The sequence below is a fragment of the Pseudomonas sp. HT11 genome (assembly GCF_044875395.1).
Taxonomy (GTDB): Bacteria; Pseudomonadota; Gammaproteobacteria; order Pseudomonadales; family Pseudomonadaceae; genus Aquipseudomonas.
Genome location: NZ_CP173217.1, coordinates 1,424,412 through 1,442,085, shown reverse-complemented (window position 1 = coordinate 1,442,085; position 17,674 = coordinate 1,424,412). Strand labels below are relative to the sequence as shown.

The window sequence follows — 17,674 nt, the reverse complement described above, 5'->3', positions numbered from 1 at the left end:
GTATCCAGTAAAAAAAGACAGCCATGCAAAACTTTTGAAGCAACTGATAGCACGAAGCCTGGATGAACCAGGCTTGTGCTTGTTAGCCATGAGATTAGCGTCGAAATTCACGCTGCCGTGATTTTTCCGACGTAATCCGCTGACCTTTTACCATTTAACAATCAGCCGCGAAACTCGCTGCGACCGTTGTACTTGGCTTTACCTGCCAATTGCTCTTCGATACGCAGCAATTGGTTGTACTTGGAAACGCGGTCCGAACGGCACAGGGAACCGGTCTTGATCTGCCCAGCCGAGGTGCCCACGGCCAGGTCGGCAATGGTCGAGTCTTCGGTTTCGCCGGAGCGGTGGGAGATCACGGCGGTGTAGCCCGCAGCCTTGGCCATCTGGATGGCTTCCAGGGTTTCGGTCAGGGTGCCGATCTGGTTGAACTTGATCAGGATCGAGTTGGCGATCTTTTTGTCGATGCCTTCTTTCAGGATCTTGGTGTTGGTCACGAACAGGTCGTCGCCGACCAGTTGGATTTTTTCGCCGATCTTGTCGGTGAGGACTTTCCAGCCAGCCCAGTCGGACTCGTCCAGGCCGTCTTCGATGGAGATGATCGGGTAGCGTTCGGTCAGGCCTTTGAGGTAGTCGGCAAAACCTTCGGAGGTGAACACGTGGCCTTCACCGGACAGGTTGTACTTGCCGTCTTCGTAGAACTCGCTGGCGGCGCAGTCCAGGGCCAGGGTCACATCGGTGCCCAGCTTGTAGCCCGCATTGGCCACGGCTTCGGAGATCACTTTGAGTGCATCTTCGTTGGACGCCAGGTTCGGTGCGAAACCACCTTCGTCACCCACGGCAGTGCTCAGGCCACGGGCCTTCAGCACAGCTTTGAGGTGGTGGAAAATCTCGGTGCCCATGCGCAGGCCTTCGGAGAAGGTCTTGGCGCCAACCGGCTGCACCATGAATTCCTGGATGTCGACGTTGTTATCAGCGTGCTCGCCACCGTTGATGATGTTCATCATCGGCACCGGCATCGAGTAAACACCCGGGGTGCCGTTCAGGTTGGCGATGTGTGCGTACAGCGGCAGGTCCTGGTCCTGTGCGGCGGCCTTGGCAGCTGCCAGGGACACGGCGAGGATCGCGTTGGCGCCCAGGCTGCCTTTGTTTTCGGTGCCGTCGAGCTTGATCATCGCGTGGTCCAGGGCTTTCTGGTCCAGCGGGTCCTTGCCCAGCAACAGGTCACGGATCGGGCCGTTGATGTTGGCTACAGCCTTGAGTACACCCTTGCCCAGGTAACGGCTCTTGTCGCCATCACGCAGTTCCAGTGCTTCGCGGGAACCTGTGGAAGCACCGGACGGCGCGCAGGCGCTGCCGATGATGCCATTATCGAGGAGCACGTCGGCTTCGACGGTAGGGTTGCCACGGGAGTCGAGAACTTCACGACCTTTGATGTCGACGATTTTTGCCATTGTTGTAAACACTCCAAAGTTGACGAAAACGACGCAGCTGAAGGAAATCTTTTGACCGACCGCAAGGGTGGAACAACGGGGCAGGCTTGCAGGCGACAAGGCTCAGGCCCGCAGGCCTGAGCGTAAAGCGAGGGAAAGTCTACCGGAGAAATGGCGCTTACGCGGTCTCTACCGTCGGAAAACTCTTGACCAGTTCGTCCAACTGCTTGAGCTGGGCCAGGAATGGCTCCAGCTTGTCCAGGCGCAAGGCGCATGGGCCGTCGCATTTGGCATTGTCCGGGTCCGGGTGGGCTTCCAGGAACAGGCCCGCCAGCGACTGGCTGATGCCCGCCTTGGCCAGGTCCAGCACCTGGGCACGGCGCCCACCGGCGGAATCGGCGCGACCACCGGGCATTTGCAGCGCGTGGGTTACGTCGAAGAACACCGGGTATTCGAACTGTTTCATGATGCCGAAACCGAGCATGTCCACCACGAGGTTGTTGTAGCCAAAGCTCGAACCACGCTCGCAGAGGATCAACTGGTCGTTACCCGCTTCCACGCACTTGTTCAGGATGTGTTTCATTTCCTGGGGCGCGAGGAACTGGGCTTTCTTGATATTGATCACAGCGCCGGTCTTGGCCATGGCGACCACGAGGTCGGTCTGGCGCGATAGGAAGGCCGGCAACTGGATGATGTCGCACACCTCGGCGACCACGGCCGCTTGTTCCGGCTCGTGGACGTCGGTGATGATCGGCACGCCGAAGGCTTGCTTGATGTCCTGGAAGATCCGCATGCCTTCTTCAAGGCCCGGGCCGCGATAGGAAGTCACGGACGAACGGTTGGCCTTGTCGAAGCTGGCCTTGAACACGTAAGGGATACCGAGTTTCTCGGTGACCTTCACGTACTCTTCACAGACCTGCATCGCCATGTCGCGGCTTTCCAGCACGTTCATGCCGCCGAACAGCACCATGGGCTTGTCGTTGGCAATCTCGATGTCGCCTACGCGAATGATCTTCTGGGCCATCAGGGTTACGCCTTCTTCTGATGTTGCGTCAGTGCTGCTTTAACGAAACCGCTGAACAACGGGTGGCCGTCGCGCGGGGTCGAGGTGAACTCCGGGTGGAACTGGCAGGCCACGAACCACGGATGATCCGGTGCTTCAACCACTTCAACCAACTTGCCATCGCCGGAGCGACCGGAGATTTTCAGGCCGGCTTCTTTGATCTGCGGCAGCAGGTTGTTGTTCACTTCGTAGCGATGACGGTGACGCTCGACGATCACGTCCTTGCCATAGCAATCGTGAACCAGCGAGCCCGGCTCCAGCAGGCAGTCTTGCGCGCCAAGGCGCATGGTGCCGCCCAGGTCGGAGCTTTCGGTACGGGTTTCAACGGCGCCGGTGGCATCTTCCCACTCGGTGATCAGGCCTACGACCGGGTGGCCGCTGGTGTGATCGAACTCGGTGGAGTTGGCGTCTTTCCAGCCCAGCACGTTACGCGCGAACTCGATGACCGCCACTTGCATGCCCAGGCAGATGCCCAGGTACGGCACTTTGTTTTCACGTGCGTACTGCACGGCAGTGATCTTGCCTTCCACGCCACGCAGGCCGAAACCGCCGGGTACGAGGATCGCGTCAACACCTTCGAGCAGCGCGGTGCCCTGGTTCTCGATGTCTTCGGAATCGATGTAGCGCAGGTTGACCTTGGTACGGTTGCTGATACCGGCGTGGCTCATCGCTTCGATCAGCGACTTGTACGCATCCAGCAGCTCCATGTACTTGCCGACCATGGCGATGGTGACTTCATGCTCAGGGTTGAGCTTGGCATCCACCACAGCTTCCCACTCGGACAGGTCCGCGCCGTTGCACTGCAGGCCGAAACGCTCGACCACAAAATCATCCAGGCCCTGGGAGTGCAGGATGCCCGGGATCTTGTAGATGGTGTCGGCGTCTTCCAGGGCAATCACCGCACGCTCTTCAACGTTGGTGAACTGCGCAATCTTGCGACGCGAGGAAATGTCGATCGGGTGATCGGAGCGGCATACCAGCACGTCCGGCTGCAGGCCGATGGAACGCAGTTCCTTGACCGAGTGCTGGGTAGGCTTGGTTTTGGTTTCGCCGGCGGTGGCGATGTACGGCACCAGCGTCAGGTGCATCAGCATCGCGCGCTTGGCGCCGACTTCGAAACGCAGCTGGCGGATGGCTTCGAGGAACGGTTGGGATTCGATGTCACCCACGGTGCCACCGATCTCGACCATCGCCACGTCGGCATCGCCTGCACCCTTGATGATGCGGCGCTTGATTTCGTCGGTGATGTGCGGGATCACCTGGATGGTTGCACCCAGGTAGTCACCACGGCGCTCTTTGCGCAGCACGTGCTCGTAGACACGGCCGGTGGTGAAGTTGTTGTTCTGGGTCATGGTCGTGCGGATGAACCGCTCGTAGTGGCCCAGGTCCAGGTCGGTCTCGGCGCCGTCGTGTGTGACGAACACTTCACCGTGCTGGAACGGGCTCATGGTGCCCGGGTCAACGTTGATGTACGGGTCCAGCTTGAGCATGGTGACCTTAAGTCCCCGCGCCTCCAGGATGGCCGCCAATGAAGCGGAGGCAATGCCTTTCCCCAATGAAGAAACAACACCGCCCGTGACGAATATGTAGCGCGTCATGAAAAACCCTAGAAGTCTGCGTTAAAGCGGTCCGAGCCGCCGGGGAAAGCGAAGGAAGGCCGAAGCCCCCGATCACCTGCATTAATCACAGTGCACCTTTCAAAAAAACCGCCGCGTTGTGACAGACCAGCAATGAAACACCGGTACGTTGATCGCTACACATTTTTTGGAATCGCCCAGCAAAGACTGCTTGGTAATCGGCAACTGCTGCGATTCAGTCGAATCCACAGAAGTTGTATCAAGAAGGGAGCGTAGTCTACCGGAAAGGCTCTATCAGCTCAAACCTTGATCGCAAGTCTGTGGCATCCAATCCAATTGTCCGTCACCCGGCAGCCTGGCCCACAGCCCTGCAAGGCGTGGCACAGCCAGCAATTGCTCACCCTGATACACCAGCGGCAATCTGCCACGGACAAAGCCCGGCAGCCCACACTCATTAAGCAAGCGCTTCAAATCGCGCCGGCCTCGAGCGGGCACTTCGATAATTTCGCCGCCCTGACGGTAACGCACCTCAAGCGGACCTTGGGGAGCCTCGCCGATAAATTTCAGCTGGCCATTGCCGGGTAACGCGAGTGGGTTTTGCGGATGCGGCCAGCTCACCGCGGCGTCGGAAAACTCCAACCATGCTGCGGGCAGCCACCAGATGCGCTCGCCGCAACGATGCAACTGGCCGTCGGCAAGGCGCCACAGCGGTTGTGCGTCAGCTTTGGCGTCGCGCAGGGAATGCCAGCTGGCCCAGTGGTCGCTGTCGGGTAAACGGGTCAGAGGCGCCAGCCAGTGGCGCAAGGCATTACGTTGGCGAGCGTCGGAAAGTTCGCTTAGTGGAGCCAGAACCAACGAGGGCAGAGGCAACCAGGGAAATGGCGAAGGCTGATCGGCGGCTTGCAAGTCCATCCTCGCCAACTCGTCGAGCAGGCCCTGGGCTTCACCCAGGTGATCAGCGGTACGCGCCAGGCTGGAAACGGCCTGAGGCCATCGCTGCGTCAACACGGGAAGCACACGATGGCGCAAGTAATTGCGCGAGAAACGTGGGTCGGCGTTGGAAGGGTCTTCGATCCACGTCAACTGGTGCTCGTGGGCGTAGGCTTCCAATTCAGCACGCGAGACCTCCAGCAACGGCCGCACCACGTGACCATTCGCCAGCTGGCGATGCACAGGCATTGCCGCCAGCCCGCGCACCCCTGCACCGCGCATCAGCCGAAACAACAGGGTTTCAGCCTGATCGTCGCGATGCTGCCCGGTGAGCAACACCTCCCCCGCGCCGATGGCTTGGGTAAACGCCTGATAACGCGCGTCACGCGCTGCGCGCTCAAGGCTGGCGCCCGGTTGCACTTGCACGCGCATCACCTGCAAGGGCACGCCCAAGCCGTCACACACCGCCTGGCAATGGCTGGGCCAGGCGTCGGCGGCAGCTTGCAGGCCATGGTGGACGTGGACAGCACTGAGCGGTGGAAGGCTTTCGGTGGTAGCAAGGGTGGCCAACAGGTGCAGCAGGACGGTGGAGTCCAGACCACCCGAGAATGCGATGTGCCAGGCCGGGGCATTGCGCCAGGGTGCCAGGGTTTGCAAGAGGTTGGCGGGTAGAGCCGGCTTCATAACACAGTACCGCCATCGATCTGGAACGCGATAACCCAGCATACACAAAGCAAATGTGGGAGCGGGCCTGTGTGGGCGCCGGGCTCGCCCGCGATGCAGGCAACTCGGGTTATCTGTTACACCGAGTTGATGCTATCGCAGGCAAGCCAGCGCCCACACAAGTCTGCTCCCACATTAGTACTGCATTGTCTTCACGATCAGTGTTTGATCAGAGACCGTAGCTCATCAGGCGCTCGTAACGACGGGCCAGCAGCGCCTCGTTATCGAACTTCTTGAGCATCGCCAATTGCGAACCCAGCTCAGCGCGCAGGGTGGCAGCAGCCGCAGCCGGGTCACGGTGGGCGCCGCCCAATGGCTCGGCGATCACTTTGTCCACGATGCCCAGGCCTTTGAGGCGATCAGCGGTGATGCCCATGGCTTCAGCCGCGTCCGGTGCCTTTTCGGCGGTTTTCCACAGAATCGAAGCGCAACCTTCCGGCGAGATCACCGCGTAGGTCGAATATTGCAGCATGTTCAGCTGGTCGCATACGCCAATGGCCAGTGCCCCGCCGGAACCACCTTCACCAATCACGGTGGCGATGATCGGGGTTTTCAGGCGCGCCATCACACGCAGGTTCCAGGCGATTGCTTCGCTCTGGTTGCGCTCTTCGGCGTCGATGCCCGGGTAAGCACCCGGCGTGTCGATGAAGGTCAGGATCGGCATCTTGAAGCGCTCGGCCATTTCCATCAGGCGGCAAGCCTTGCGGTAGCCTTCGGGGCGCGGCATGCCGAAGTTGCGGCGGACTTTTTCACGCACTTCACGGCCTTTCTGGTGACCGATCACCATGACCGGCTGGTCGTCCAGGCGAGCGATACCGCCCACGATGGCCGCGTCGTCGGAGAAGTGGCGGTCGCCGTGCAGCTCGTCGAACTCGGTAAAGATGTGCTGAATGTAATCCAGGGTGTACGGACGGCGCGGGTGGCGTGCCAAGCGCGCGATCTGCCAGCTGGTCAGCTTGCCGAAGATGTCCTCGGTGAGCGTGCTGCTCTTGTCTTGCAGGCGAGCGATCTCATCGCCGATATTCAGCGAATTGTCATTGCCGACCAGGCGCAATTCTTCAATCTTGGCTTGCAGGTCAGCGATCGGCTGTTCGAAATCAAGAAAATTCGGGTTCATAAGCGTCCGTCTTGGGTCGACGGCCAAGGAGTGCCTGGCCAGCCGGTTGTCTATTCGCGCCCTACCTTAAGGGAGAGGCGCGTTTAGGTCGAGATTAAATGTTCAGTCGAGATCAGACCTATCTGACCGTCAACGGTATTGGAGGAAGACGTTGTCTCGCCCGAACTGGTCACGCAAAGCTTGAATCAAGCCATCGGCGGGATCAATTCGCCACGTCTCACCAAACTGCAACATCGCCTTGGCGTCATTGCCGGTGTACTCCATGGTCACCGGGCACGCGCCACGGTGACGCTTGAGCAGGTCACCCAACCAGCGTAGCTGATCGCCTTTGAGGGCTTCGGTCTTGACCTTCAAGCGCAGGCTTTCGGCGAGGTTGGTGCGCGCGTCTTCCATGCTCATCACCCGCTTGATCCGCAGGCGCAGGCCGCCGGAGAAGTCGTCGTTGCTGACCTCCCCTTCGACGACCACCATGGCATCGGTCTGCAGCAACGACTGGGCAGAGTGGAAAGCGTCGGCAAACAATGACGCTTCGATCCGGCCCGAGCGGTCGTCGAGGGTGATAAAGCCCATCTTGTCGCCCTTCTTATTTTTCATCACCCGCAGGGCGATGATCATGCCGGCGACCGTCTGGGTGTCGCGCGCCGGTTTCAGGTCGATGATGCGCTGACGAGCGAAACGGCGGATTTCGCCTTCGTATTCGTCAATCGGGTGACCGGTGAGGTACAGGCCCAGGGTGTCTTTTTCGCCCTTGAGTCGTTCCTTGAGGGTCAACTCCTTGGCCTTGCGGTGGTTGGCGTAAACGTCCGCGTCTTCTTCGACGAACAAGCCGCCAAACAGGTCGGCGTGGCCGCTGTCGTGGGTGCGGGCGGTCTGTTCGGCCGCCTTGATCGCTTCTTCCATGGCGGTCAGCAGCACCGCGCGGTTGCGGTCGATATTGGCCTGATAAGCCTTGGGCTCATCATGGAAATACGGGCCAAGGCGATCGAGCGCACCGCTGCGGATCAAGCCATCGAGGGTGCGTTTGTTGATGCGTTTGAGGTCAACCCGTGCGCAGAAGTCGAACAAGTCCTTGAACGGCCCGTCCTGGCGCGCTTCGGTAATGGCCTCGACCGGGCCTTCGCCCACGCCTTTGATCGCGCCCAGGCCATAGATGATGCGGCCTTCGTCGTTCACCGTGAACTTGAACTCGGAGGCGTTCACGTCCGGCGCGTCGAGGCGCAGCTTCATGGTGCGCACTTCCTCGATCAAGGTCACGACCTTGTCGGTGTTGTGCATATCCGCCGAGAGTACCGCGGCCATGAACGGCGCCGGGTAATGGGCTTTCAGCCAGGCAGTCTGGTACGACACCAGGCCGTAGGCGGCGGAGTGGGATTTGTTGAAGCCGTAACCGGCGAACTTTTCTACCAAGTCGAAGATGTTACCGGCGAGGTCGGCGTCGATGTTGTTGGTGGCACAACCCTCAATGAAACCGCCGCGCTGCTTGGCCATTTCTTCGGGTTTTTTCTTACCCATGGCGCGACGCAGCATATCCGCGCCGCCGAGGGTGTAACCGGCCATCACCTGGGCAATCTGCATCACCTGTTCTTGATACAGGATGATGCCGTAGGTTGGCGCCAGTACCGGCTTGAGGCCTTCGTACTGATAATCCGAGTGCGGGTACGCCAGCTCGGCACGGCCGTGCTTACGGTTGATGAAGTCATCCACCATGCCCGACTGCAGCGGGCCGGGACGGAACAGTGCCACCAGTGCGATCAAGTCTTCCAGGCAGTCGGGCTTGAGCTTTTTGATCAGCTCTTTCATGCCGCGCGACTCAAGCTGGAACACCGCCGTGGTTTCGGCTTTTTGCAGCAAGGTATAAGTCGGTTTGTCGTCCAGCGGGATAAAGGCGATATCCAGCGGCGCTTCGTTGACCTTGGCGCGGTCGCGGTTGATCGTCTTCAGTGCCCAGTCGATGATCGTCAGGGTCCGCAGACCCAGGAAGTCAAACTTCACCAGGCCGGCGGCTTCAACGTCGTCCTTGTCGAACTGGGTTACCAGGCCGTCGCCTTCTTCATCGCAATAGATCGGCGAAAAGTCGGTCAGCTTGGTCGGTGCGATCACCACGCCACCGGCGTGTTTACCGACGTTACGCACCACACCTTCGAGCTTGCGCGCCATGTCCCAGATTTCGGCGGCCTCTTCATCGACCTTGATGAAGTCGCGCAGGATTTCTTCCTGCTCGTAGGCTTTTTCCAGGGTCATGCCGACTTCGAACGGGATCATCTTCGACAGGCGGTCCGCCAGGCCGTAGGACTTGCCCTGCACCCGCGCCACGTCACGGATTACCGCCTTGGCCGCCATGGAACCGAACGTGATGATCTGGCTTACCGCATTGCGGCCGTATTTCTCGGCCACGTACTCGATCACGCGGTCGCGGCCGTCCATGCAGAAGTCGACGTCGAAGTCGGGCATGGAGACCCGTTCCGGGTTCAGGAACCGCTCGAACAGCAGGTCATATTCCAGCGGGTCAAGGTCGGTAATCTTCTGAACGTAAGCCACCAGCGAACCGGCACCTGACCCCCGGCCAGGACCTACCGGTACGCCGTTGTTCTTGGCCCACTGGATAAAGTCCATCACGATCAGGAAGTAACCGGGGAACCCCATCTGGATGATGATATCCAGCTCGAAATTCAGTCGGTCAACGTAGACCTGGCGCTTGGCCTCGTAGTCCTCGGTGGTGTCCTTGGGCAGTAGCACGCTGAGGCGCTCTTCGAGGCCATCGAAGGACACTTTGCGGAAATACTCATCGATGGTCATGCCATCGGGAATCGGGAAGTTGGGCAGGAAGTGCTTGCCCAGCTTCACTTCGATATTGCAGCGCTTGGCGATCTCGACGGAGTTTTCCAGGGCCTCGGGCAGGTCGCTGAACAGCTCCGCCATCTCGTCGGCGCTTTTGAGGTACTGCTCTTCGCTGTAGTTCTTGGAACGACGCGGGTCGTCCAGAGCCCGGCCTTCGCCGATGCACACGCGGGTTTCGTGGGCTTCGAAATCTTCCTTTTTGATAAAGCGCACATCGTTGGTTGCAACCAGCGGCGCGCCCAGCTTGTCGGCCAGGGCCACGGCGGCGTGCAGATGCTCTTCATCATTGGGGCGATTGGTGCGCTGGACTTCCAGGTAGAAACGGTCAGGGAAGACCTGCATCCACTCGCGGGCCAGCACTTCGGCTTCCTGCGGGTTGCCGCCGAGCAGCGCGATACCGATCTCACCTTCTTTGGCGGCCGAGAGCATGATCACGCCCTCGCTCGCCTCGGCCACCCACTCGCGCTCGATGATGATCGAACCGTTGCGCTGACCGTCGATAAAGCCACGGGAAATCAATTCGGTGAGGTTGCGATAACCGACGCCGTTCATCGCCAACAGGCTGATGCGGCTCAGAGGGTTATCCGGGTCTTTGTTGGACAGCCACAGGTCGGCACCGCAAATCGGCTTGATACCGGCGCCCATGGCGTTTTTGTAGAACTTGACCAGGGAACACATGTTGTTCTGATCGGTCACCGCTACCGCAGGCATGTTCATGCCCACCAGGGTTTTGACCAGCGGTTTGATCCGTACCAGGCCGTCGACCAGGGAGTATTCAGTGTGCAGGCGCAGGTGAACGAATGAAGCCGGCATAGTGATCCTGTTCTAATACGTGGAGACAACAAGGCCCGGATTGTACCGGGCCTTGAGCAAAACATCAGCCTCGCGACTAAACCTCGATGAGGCGCTCGCGCAGCTCGTAAGCCTGGCGGACCGGGGCGAACGAGCGGCGATGGATCGGCGTGGGGCCGAGGCGAGCGAGGGCTTCCAGATGAACGGGCGTCGGATAGCCTTTATGGCCACCCATGCCGTAGCCGGGGTAGATCAACTCAAACGCGGCCATTTCACGGTCACGACTGACTTTGGCCAGGATCGAGGCGGCAGCAATGGCCGGAACCTTGCTGTCACCCTTGACCACCGCTTCTGCAGGCATCGCCAGTTTTGGGCAACGGTTACCGTCGATCATCGCCATTTTGGGCGTGATATGCAGGCCTTCCACCGCGCGCTGCATGGCCAGCATGGTCGCGTGAAGGATGTTCAGCTCGTCGATTTCTTCGACTTCAGCCCGGGCAATATGCCAGCTCAGGGCTTTTTCACAGATCTCGTCATAAAGCTTTTCGCGACGGGCTTCGGTGAGTTTTTTCGAATCGTTGAGGCCCAGGATCGGGCGGTTCGGATCGAGAATCACCGCCGCCGTGACGACGGCGCCACACAGCGGGCCGCGCCCTACTTCGTCAACCCCGGCGACCAACTCGTGCACTTGCGCGACGAGGCTGAAGTCCAGGCCCATTTGCGTCGTCATAGGGCTTCCTGTTTGTGGCCAATCAAGGTCAGCACGGCGTCTGCCGCCTGGTTCGACGCATCACGGCGCAAGGTCCGGTGGATGTCGTCGAAACCACGGGTCTGTTCTTCGCCGCCGTCGATCAAGGGTAGTAGCGTTTGCGCCAAAGCCTGGGGCGTTGCATCGTCCTGCAACAATTCCGGGACCAGCAGACGCTGGGCCAACAGGTTGGGCAAGGAGATGTAAGGACTTTTGACCATGCGTTTGAGAATCCAGAACGTCAGCGGCGCCAGGCGATAGGCCACGACCATCGGACGCTTGTACAACAACGCTTCGAGTGTAGCGGTGCCTGAGGCAATCAGTACCGCATCACATGCCGCCAGGGCCAGGTGCGACTGACCGTCCAGCAAGGTGACCGGCAGCGTGCGCCCTTCCAGCAGCATTTCGATTTGTGCACGACGTTGCGGGCTGGCACATGGCAACACAAAACGAATGCCTGGCTTCAACGCCTGCAGACGTTCGGCGGCGTCAAAAAACAGCGCCCCCAGGCGACCGACTTCACCGCCGCGACTGCCCGGCATCAAGGCTACCAGCGGGCCGTCGGGCAGGCCCAGTTCGGCACGCGCAGCCGCGCGATCAGCTTGCAATGGAATGGTATCGGCCAGGGTGTGCCCGACAAACCGCACCGGCACGCCCTTCTCTTCGTAGAACCGGGCTTCGAACGGCAGCAGTGTCAGCATCAAGTCGCAGCCTTCACGGATCTTGAGCACGCGCTTCTGCCGCCACGCCCATACCGAAGGGCTGACGTAGTGCACGGTCTTGATCCCGGCCTGACGCAACTTGAGTTCGATATTGAGGGTGAAGTCCGGCGCGTCGATTCCGATAAAGACGTCAGGCTTTTCTTCGATCAAGGTTTGAATCAGCAGCTTGCGGCGAGCCAGCAGCTCGCGCAGACGCCCCAGCACTTCCACCAGCCCCATGACGGAAAGACGCTCCATGGGGAAGTAGGACGTCAGCCCTTCGGCCTGCATGAGCGGGCCGCCCACACCGATAAATTCCACCGCGGGATGCTGGGCTTTGAGGGCCCGCATCAAGCCTGCGCCGAGAATATCGCCGGAAGCTTCTCCGGCCACCAACGCGATACGCAGATTAGCCATGATCAGCGGGTGATGCCGCGAGTCGATGCCTGGATAGAGTCACGGAACACCGCGACTTCCGGGTACAACGCTGCCGGCTCGGTCAGTTCGGCCAAAGCCTGGTCAACCGTCAGCCCCTGGCGGTAAACCACCTTATAGGCACGGCGCAGGGCGTGAATCGCGTCTTCACTGAACCCGCGACGGCGCATGCCTTCGAAGTTCATGCTGCGCGCTTCAGCCGGGTTGCCGAATACCGTGACGAACGCCGGAACGTCCTTGCCGATCGCAGTGCCCATGCCGGAAAAGCTGTGGGCGCCGATATGGCAATACTGATGCACCAGGGTAAAGCCAGACAGGATCGCCCAATCATCAACATGCACATGGCCCGCCAACGCAGTGTTGTTGACCAGGATGCAATGGTTGCCGATGACGCTGTCGTGGCCGATGTGGGCATAGGCCATGATCAGGTTGTGATCCCCCAGCGTGGTCTCGGCACGATCCTGCACGGTGCCGCGGTGAATCGTCACGCCTTCACGGATGATGTTGTGATCACCGATTACCAGGCGCGTTTCCTCACCCTTGTACTTCATGTCCGGGGTGTCTTCGCCTACCGAGGAAAACTGGTAGATACGATTGTGTTTGCCAATGCGGGTCGGACCTTTAAGGATCACGTGTGGCCCGATGACAGTCCCCTCGCCGATTTCAACACCTGCGCCGACGATCGACCAAGGGCCGACCTCAACGTCGGCGGCCAGAACGGCCGACGGATCGATGATTGCGCGAGGGTCAATCAAACTCATAGTTTGCGTTCCGCGCAGATGATCTCAGCAGAGCACACCGGCTTGCCGTCCACCGAGGCCTGGCATTCGAACTTCCAGATCTGGCGCTTGCAGCTGATGAACTTGGCTTCCAGGATCAACTGGTCACCCGGTGTGACCGGGTTGCGAAAACGCAGCTTGTCGGAGCCCACGAAATAGTAAAGCGTGCCATCGGCAGGCTTGAGGTCGAGCATTTTGAAACCAAGGATACCGGCAGCCTGGGCCATCGCTTCGATGATCAACACGCCCGGCATGATTGGATGCGCCGGAAAGTGACCATTGAAGAACGGTTCGTTGATGCTGACATTCTTGTAGGCACGAATGCGCTTTTCCTCAATGTTGAGGTCCACTACACGGTCCACCAGCAGGAACGGGTAACGGTGAGGCAGGTATTCGCGAATCTCGTTGATGTCCATCATTTCGGGGGGAAGCCTGTAATAAAGATTGGGGGCGGGCGGACAAAACGCACGCCCCGCTAGCAAATCAAGGAGGCAGTCTAGCGGCTGTGCACACTTGATATGGAAATGGTATCAGCCTTCTGATGAAGCATTACCGCCAGGGGTCACGTCCCCAACACGCTTTTCCAGCTGTTTGAGGCGTCGAGCCATGTCGTCGAGCTGCCTCAAACGTGCTGCACTCTTGCGCCATTCAGCCGCGGGCTGCATGGCGGTACCGGAAGAATAGGCACCGGGCTCGGTAATCGAATGCGTCACCATGGTCATGCCGGTAATGAAGACGTTGTCGCAAATCTCGATGTGCCCCACCAACCCAACGCCACCGGCGAGCATGCAATGCTTGCCGATTTTGGTGCTACCGGAAATCCCCACGCACGCGGCCATGGCGGTGTGATCGCCAATCTGTACGTTGTGGGCAATCTGGATCTGGTTGTCGAGCTTCACACCGTTACCGATGACGGTATCGGCCAAGGCGCCACGGTCCACTGCGGTATTGACGCCGATTTCCACGTCATCGCCGATCAGCACGCCGCCGACCTGGGCAATCTTGTGCCAGATGCCTTTGGCATTGGCAAAGCCAAAACCTTCGCCACCAATTACAGCACCTGACTGAATGACCACACGTTCACCGATACGCACGTCGTGGTACAGGGTGACACGCGGAGCCAGCCAGCCATCGGCACCGATCTCGCAGCGTGCGCCGATAAAGCAATGCGCACCTACTGTGACGCCGGCGGCAATGCGCGCGCCGCTCTCGATCACGGCAAACGCGCCAATGCTTGCCGCAGGGTCAACCCAAGCATCATCAGCAATGACCGCAGACGGATGAATACCGCCAGCAGCCTTTGGCTTTGGATCGAACAGGTGCGACGCCCGGGCATAAGCCAGGTAAGGATCGGCCACCACCAGCGCATCCCCGGCAAACCCTTCGGCATCAGCGGCCTTCAGCAACACGGCTGCGGCTTGGCTGTCGACCAGGTATTTACGGTATTGGGGATTTGCGAGGAAGCTCAACTGAGCTGGGCCAGCCTCCTGCAAGGTGGCTAGCCCAGTGATTTCTTTCTCCTTGGAGCCACGCAAGGTGGCTCCAAGGAACTCGGCCAACTCGCCGAGTTTGATAGTCGCGGTCATGGCTTACTTCAGCTGGTTCATGCGCTCGATCACCTGGCGGGTGATGTCGTATTGAGGCTTGACGTCGATCACGGCGCCGCGCTCGAACACCAGGTCAAAGGCACCTTTCTTGATGACTTCTTCCACAGCGCTGTCGAGTTTCGGCTTGAGCTGCTTGAGCATTTCACGGTCGGCAACGGCTTTGGCTTCATTCAGTTCCTTGGACTGGAACTGGTAGTCGCGGGCCTTTTGCTTGAATTCAAGCTCCAGACGCTCACGCTCGCCTTGCTGCATTTTGTCGCCACCGGCTACCAGACGATCCTGGATGCCTTTGGCACTGCTTTCCAGCGTTTTCAGCTTGGTCAGTTGCGGACCGAATTTTTTCTCGGCATCCACTGCGTAACGCTTGGCCGCGTCGGATTCCAGCAGAGCCATCTGATAGTTCAGGACGGCGATTTTCATTTCGGCGAAGGCCGGGGTGGTCACCAGCACGGTGGCCAGCAGAACCAATTGAGTCAACTTGCGCACGATGTACTCCTACAGAATCCGTTGTCGTTATCTTGGGTCAGACGCTTAGAACGTCTGGCCGAGGGAGAATTGGAAAATCTGGGTTTCAGCGTTATCCGGTTTCTTGATCGGCATGGCCAGAGCAAAGCTCAATGGGCCAAGCGCGGTCACCCAAGTCACACCAACGCCCACGGAGCTCGCCAGGTTGCTGAGGCTCACGTCGTTGCACTGGGTGTTGGAAACGGAACCAGGTGCCGGGTTTTTAACCTGTTCGCACTTGGAGTCGAACACGTTACCCACATCCCAGAAGACCGAAGTACGCAGGGAACGCTGATCCTTGACGAACGGCAGCGGGAACAGAATCTCCGCACCACCTTGAATCAGAACGTTACCACCGAATGGCAGCGGATCGTTGTCCGAGTCAGCCAGAGTGCCCTGGTTACCCGTCACGCTGGCGCCACGGCTCGGCGTACCACGCGGACCCAAGGTGCTGTCCTTGAAGCCACGTACCGAGTTGAAACCACCGGCATAGTAGTTCTCGTAGAACGGCAGGCCACTGGTCGAACCATAACCGTCGCCATAACCCAGCTCAGTGTGCAGGCGCATGGTGTAGTTATCGCTCAACGGCTGGAACAACTGACCACGGTAGTCGAGCTTGAAGAACGACAGATCGCTGCCCGGCGTAGTCACTTCTGCCGTGAGGCTCTGGGAGTGACCACGGGTCGCCAGTACGCCTTTGTTCAGGGTCGATTCCGACCAACCGGCCGAAGCCTTGAAGTTCAGGAACTGGTCACCCTCTTTGCGCACGAAGTCGAAGATTTCGTCCACGGTGTACACACCGGTCTTGATCTTGTCTTGTTGCGCGGTCAGGCCGAAGGTCAGGCGCGAAGTCTCGCTGATCGGGTAACCGATGTTCACACCGGCGCCGAGGCTGTCGATCGCATAGCTTGCAACGTCAACGTCGAGGTCTTTGTAGTCGGTGGTGCGGTAGAAGGCGTTGTAGCCCAGGCTCACACCGTCAGCCGTCCAGTAGGGGTCGACATAACCGAAGTTATAGCGGCTCTGGTATTCGCTTCGGGTCAGGCCGATGGAAACCTTGTTACCGGTACCCAGGAAGTTGTTCTGGGTGATCGAACCACCGAGGATCAGACCGGCGCTCTGTGCAAAACCAACGCTGGCGGTGATCGAGCCCGACGCTTGTTCTTCAACGGCGTAGTTCACATCAACCTGGTCATCCACGCCCGGTACAGCCGGGGTTTCGACGTTGACTTCTTTAAAGAAGCCCAGGCGCTCAAGACGGGTCTTGGACTGGTCGATCAGGTAAGTCGACGCCCAGCCACCTTCCATTTGACGCATCTCACGACGCAGCACTTCGTCCGCAGACTTGGTGTTGCCGCGGAAGTTGATGCGGTTCACGTAGGCGCGCTTGCCCGGATCAACGACAAAGGTGATGTCCACAGTGTGGTCATCATCGTGCGGAGTCGGTACGCCGTTGACGTTGGCGAAGGTATAGCCTTCGTTACCCAGACGACGGGTGATCAGCTCGGACGTGGTGGTCATCAGCTTGCGCGAGAACACCTGGTTTTTCTGTACCAGCAACAGCGCCTTGACCTGATCTTCAGGCACTTTCAGGTCGCCGCTGAGTTTCACGTCACGAACGGTGTACTTCTCGCCTTCGTTGACGTTGACGGTAATGTAGACGTGCTTCTTGTCCGGGGTGATGGACACCTGGGTCGAAGCGATATCCATGTTGATATAGCCACGGTCCAGGTAGTAGGAGCGCAGACGTTCCAGGTCACCCGAGAGTTTTTCACGGGCGTACTTGTCATCGTTCTTGAAGAACGACAACCAGTTGGTGGTCTTGAGTTCGAACAGGTCGATCAGGTCGTCATCAGCAAACTTGGTGTTACCCACCACGTTGATGTGCTGAATGGCCGCCACGGTGCCTTCGTTGATCTTGACCTTGAGGCCAACACGGTTACGAGGCTGCGGGATCACTTCCGTTTCCACGGTCGCGGAGTAGCGGCCCTGGGCAACGTACTGACGTTGCAATTCGTTACGCACACCTTCAAGGGTGGCGCGCTGGAAGATCTCGCCCTCGGCAAGGCCGGATTGCTTGAGACCCTTCATCAAGTCTTCAGTGGAGATCGCCTTGTTACCTTCGATCTCGATACTGGCGACAGAAGGTCGCTCGACGACAGTGATGACCAGGACGTTGCCTTCGCGACCCAGTTGGATATCTTGAAAGAACCCGGTTTTGAACAGCGCACGAGTGGATTCCACCAGGCGACGATCATCCGCCTGTTCCCCGACGTTCAACGGCAAGGCACCAAAGACGCTACCTGCGGAAACCCGCTGGAGGCCGTTGACGCGAATATCGGAGATAGTGAAGGACTCGGCGTGAACTTCGGCGATCATCAATACGGTGAGAACCGCAGTTAGCAGCAGACGTTTCATGAAGTCCTTTCT

Annotated in this window: 13 protein-coding genes; all 13 read right to left on the bottom strand. The window is 59.2% G+C overall.

Annotation, left to right across the window (positions count from 1 at the left end; genetic code table 11):
* Positions 1-161: 161 nt before the first annotated feature.
* The 13 genes from eno to bamA all read right to left on the bottom strand — a co-directional run bounded on the left by eno (position 162) and on the right by bamA (position 17,662).
* Entirely contained in the window at positions 162-1,451 is a 1,290-nt protein-coding gene (eno, locus tag ABWL43_RS06435; RefSeq protein ID WP_106577156.1) for a phosphopyruvate hydratase, read from the bottom strand.
* 157 nt (positions 1,452-1,608) lie between these two features.
* Complete coding sequence (kdsA, locus tag ABWL43_RS06430; protein ID WP_010212442.1) at positions 1,609-2,454, bottom strand: 3-deoxy-8-phosphooctulonate synthase; 846 nt, start codon at positions 2,452-2,454, stop codon at positions 1,609-1,611.
* 5 nt (positions 2,455-2,459) lie between these two features.
* The gene (locus ABWL43_RS06425) at positions 2,460-4,091 is read right to left on the bottom strand and encodes a CTP synthase (RefSeq protein WP_106577157.1); all 1,632 of its coding nucleotides are present in this window, start codon (positions 4,089-4,091) and stop codon (positions 2,460-2,462) included.
* Positions 4,092-4,364: 273 nt separating this feature from the next.
* Positions 4,365-5,684, bottom strand: coding sequence for a tRNA lysidine(34) synthetase TilS (tilS, locus tag ABWL43_RS06420; protein WP_404487227.1), 1,320 nt, complete (start codon positions 5,682-5,684; stop codon positions 4,365-4,367).
* A gap of 208 nt (positions 5,685-5,892) precedes the next feature.
* The gene (locus ABWL43_RS06415) at positions 5,893-6,840 is read right to left on the bottom strand and encodes an acetyl-CoA carboxylase carboxyltransferase subunit alpha (protein WP_106577159.1); all 948 of its coding nucleotides are present in this window, start codon (positions 6,838-6,840) and stop codon (positions 5,893-5,895) included.
* 129 nt (positions 6,841-6,969) lie between these two features.
* Complete coding sequence (gene dnaE, locus ABWL43_RS06410; RefSeq protein WP_124416617.1) at positions 6,970-10,491, bottom strand: DNA polymerase III subunit alpha; 3,522 nt, start codon at positions 10,489-10,491, stop codon at positions 6,970-6,972.
* Between the two features lie 76 nt (positions 10,492-10,567).
* Positions 10,568-11,200 (bottom strand): ribonuclease HII, encoded by a 633-nt coding sequence (gene rnhB / locus ABWL43_RS06405; RefSeq protein WP_145161887.1) that lies wholly within the window; start codon positions 11,198-11,200, stop codon positions 10,568-10,570.
* Complete coding sequence (gene lpxB / locus ABWL43_RS06400; protein ID WP_404487224.1) at positions 11,197-12,336, bottom strand: lipid-A-disaccharide synthase; 1,140 nt, start codon at positions 12,334-12,336, stop codon at positions 11,197-11,199. The genes rnhB and lpxB overlap by 4 nt, the downstream gene beginning before the upstream one ends.
* Before the next feature lie 2 nt (positions 12,337-12,338).
* On the bottom strand, positions 12,339-13,115 hold the full coding sequence (lpxA, locus tag ABWL43_RS06395) for an acyl-ACP--UDP-N-acetylglucosamine O-acyltransferase (RefSeq protein WP_242194287.1): 777 nt from the start codon (positions 13,113-13,115) through the stop codon (positions 12,339-12,341).
* Positions 13,112-13,552, bottom strand: coding sequence for a 3-hydroxyacyl-ACP dehydratase FabZ (gene fabZ, locus ABWL43_RS06390; protein WP_016976866.1), 441 nt, complete (start codon positions 13,550-13,552; stop codon positions 13,112-13,114). The genes lpxA and fabZ overlap by 4 nt, the downstream gene beginning before the upstream one ends.
* Before the next feature lie 111 nt (positions 13,553-13,663).
* Complete coding sequence (gene lpxD, locus ABWL43_RS06385; protein WP_262207035.1) at positions 13,664-14,719, bottom strand: UDP-3-O-(3-hydroxymyristoyl)glucosamine N-acyltransferase; 1,056 nt, start codon at positions 14,717-14,719, stop codon at positions 13,664-13,666.
* A gap of 3 nt (positions 14,720-14,722) precedes the next feature.
* Positions 14,723-15,226: an OmpH family outer membrane protein gene (locus ABWL43_RS06380; RefSeq protein WP_003189173.1), complete on the bottom strand. Its 504-nt coding sequence runs from the start codon at positions 15,224-15,226 to the stop codon at positions 14,723-14,725.
* Positions 15,227-15,271: 45 nt separating this feature from the next.
* Positions 15,272-17,662, bottom strand: coding sequence for an outer membrane protein assembly factor BamA (bamA, locus tag ABWL43_RS06375; RefSeq protein WP_145161876.1), 2,391 nt, complete (start codon positions 17,660-17,662; stop codon positions 15,272-15,274).
* Between the last annotated feature and the right edge of the window lie 12 nt (positions 17,663-17,674).

Excerpts from the sequence above, each read along its gene's own strand:
- eno (WP_106577156.1), bottom strand. The coding sequence starts at position 1,451 with ATGGCAAAAATCGTCGACATCAAAGGTCGTGAAGTTCTCGACTCCCGT.
- kdsA (WP_010212442.1), bottom strand. The coding sequence starts at position 2,454 with ATGGCCCAGAAGATCATTCGCGTAGGCGACATCGAGATTGCCAACGAC.
- ABWL43_RS06425 (WP_106577157.1), bottom strand. The coding sequence starts at position 4,091 with ATGACGCGCTACATATTCGTCACGGGCGGTGTTGTTTCTTCATTGGGG.
- tilS (WP_404487227.1), bottom strand. The coding sequence starts at position 5,684 with ATGAAGCCGGCTCTACCCGCCAACCTCTTGCAAACCCTGGCACCCTGG.
- ABWL43_RS06415 (WP_106577159.1), bottom strand. The coding sequence starts at position 6,840 with ATGAACCCGAATTTTCTTGATTTCGAACAGCCGATCGCTGACCTGCAA.
- dnaE (WP_124416617.1), bottom strand. The coding sequence starts at position 10,491 with ATGCCGGCTTCATTCGTTCACCTGCGCCTGCACACTGAATACTCCCTG.
- rnhB (WP_145161887.1), bottom strand. The coding sequence starts at position 11,200 with ATGACGACGCAAATGGGCCTGGACTTCAGCCTCGTCGCGCAAGTGCAC.
- lpxB (WP_404487224.1), bottom strand. The coding sequence starts at position 12,336 with ATGGCTAATCTGCGTATCGCGTTGGTGGCCGGAGAAGCTTCCGGCGAT.
- lpxA (WP_242194287.1), bottom strand. The coding sequence starts at position 13,115 with ATGAGTTTGATTGACCCTCGCGCAATCATCGATCCGTCGGCCGTTCTG.
- fabZ (WP_016976866.1), bottom strand. The coding sequence starts at position 13,552 with ATGATGGACATCAACGAGATTCGCGAATACCTGCCTCACCGTTACCCG.
- lpxD (WP_262207035.1), bottom strand. The coding sequence starts at position 14,719 with ATGACCGCGACTATCAAACTCGGCGAGTTGGCCGAGTTCCTTGGAGCC.
- bamA (WP_145161876.1), bottom strand. The coding sequence starts at position 17,662 with ATGAAACGTCTGCTGCTAACTGCGGTTCTCACCGTATTGATGATCGCC.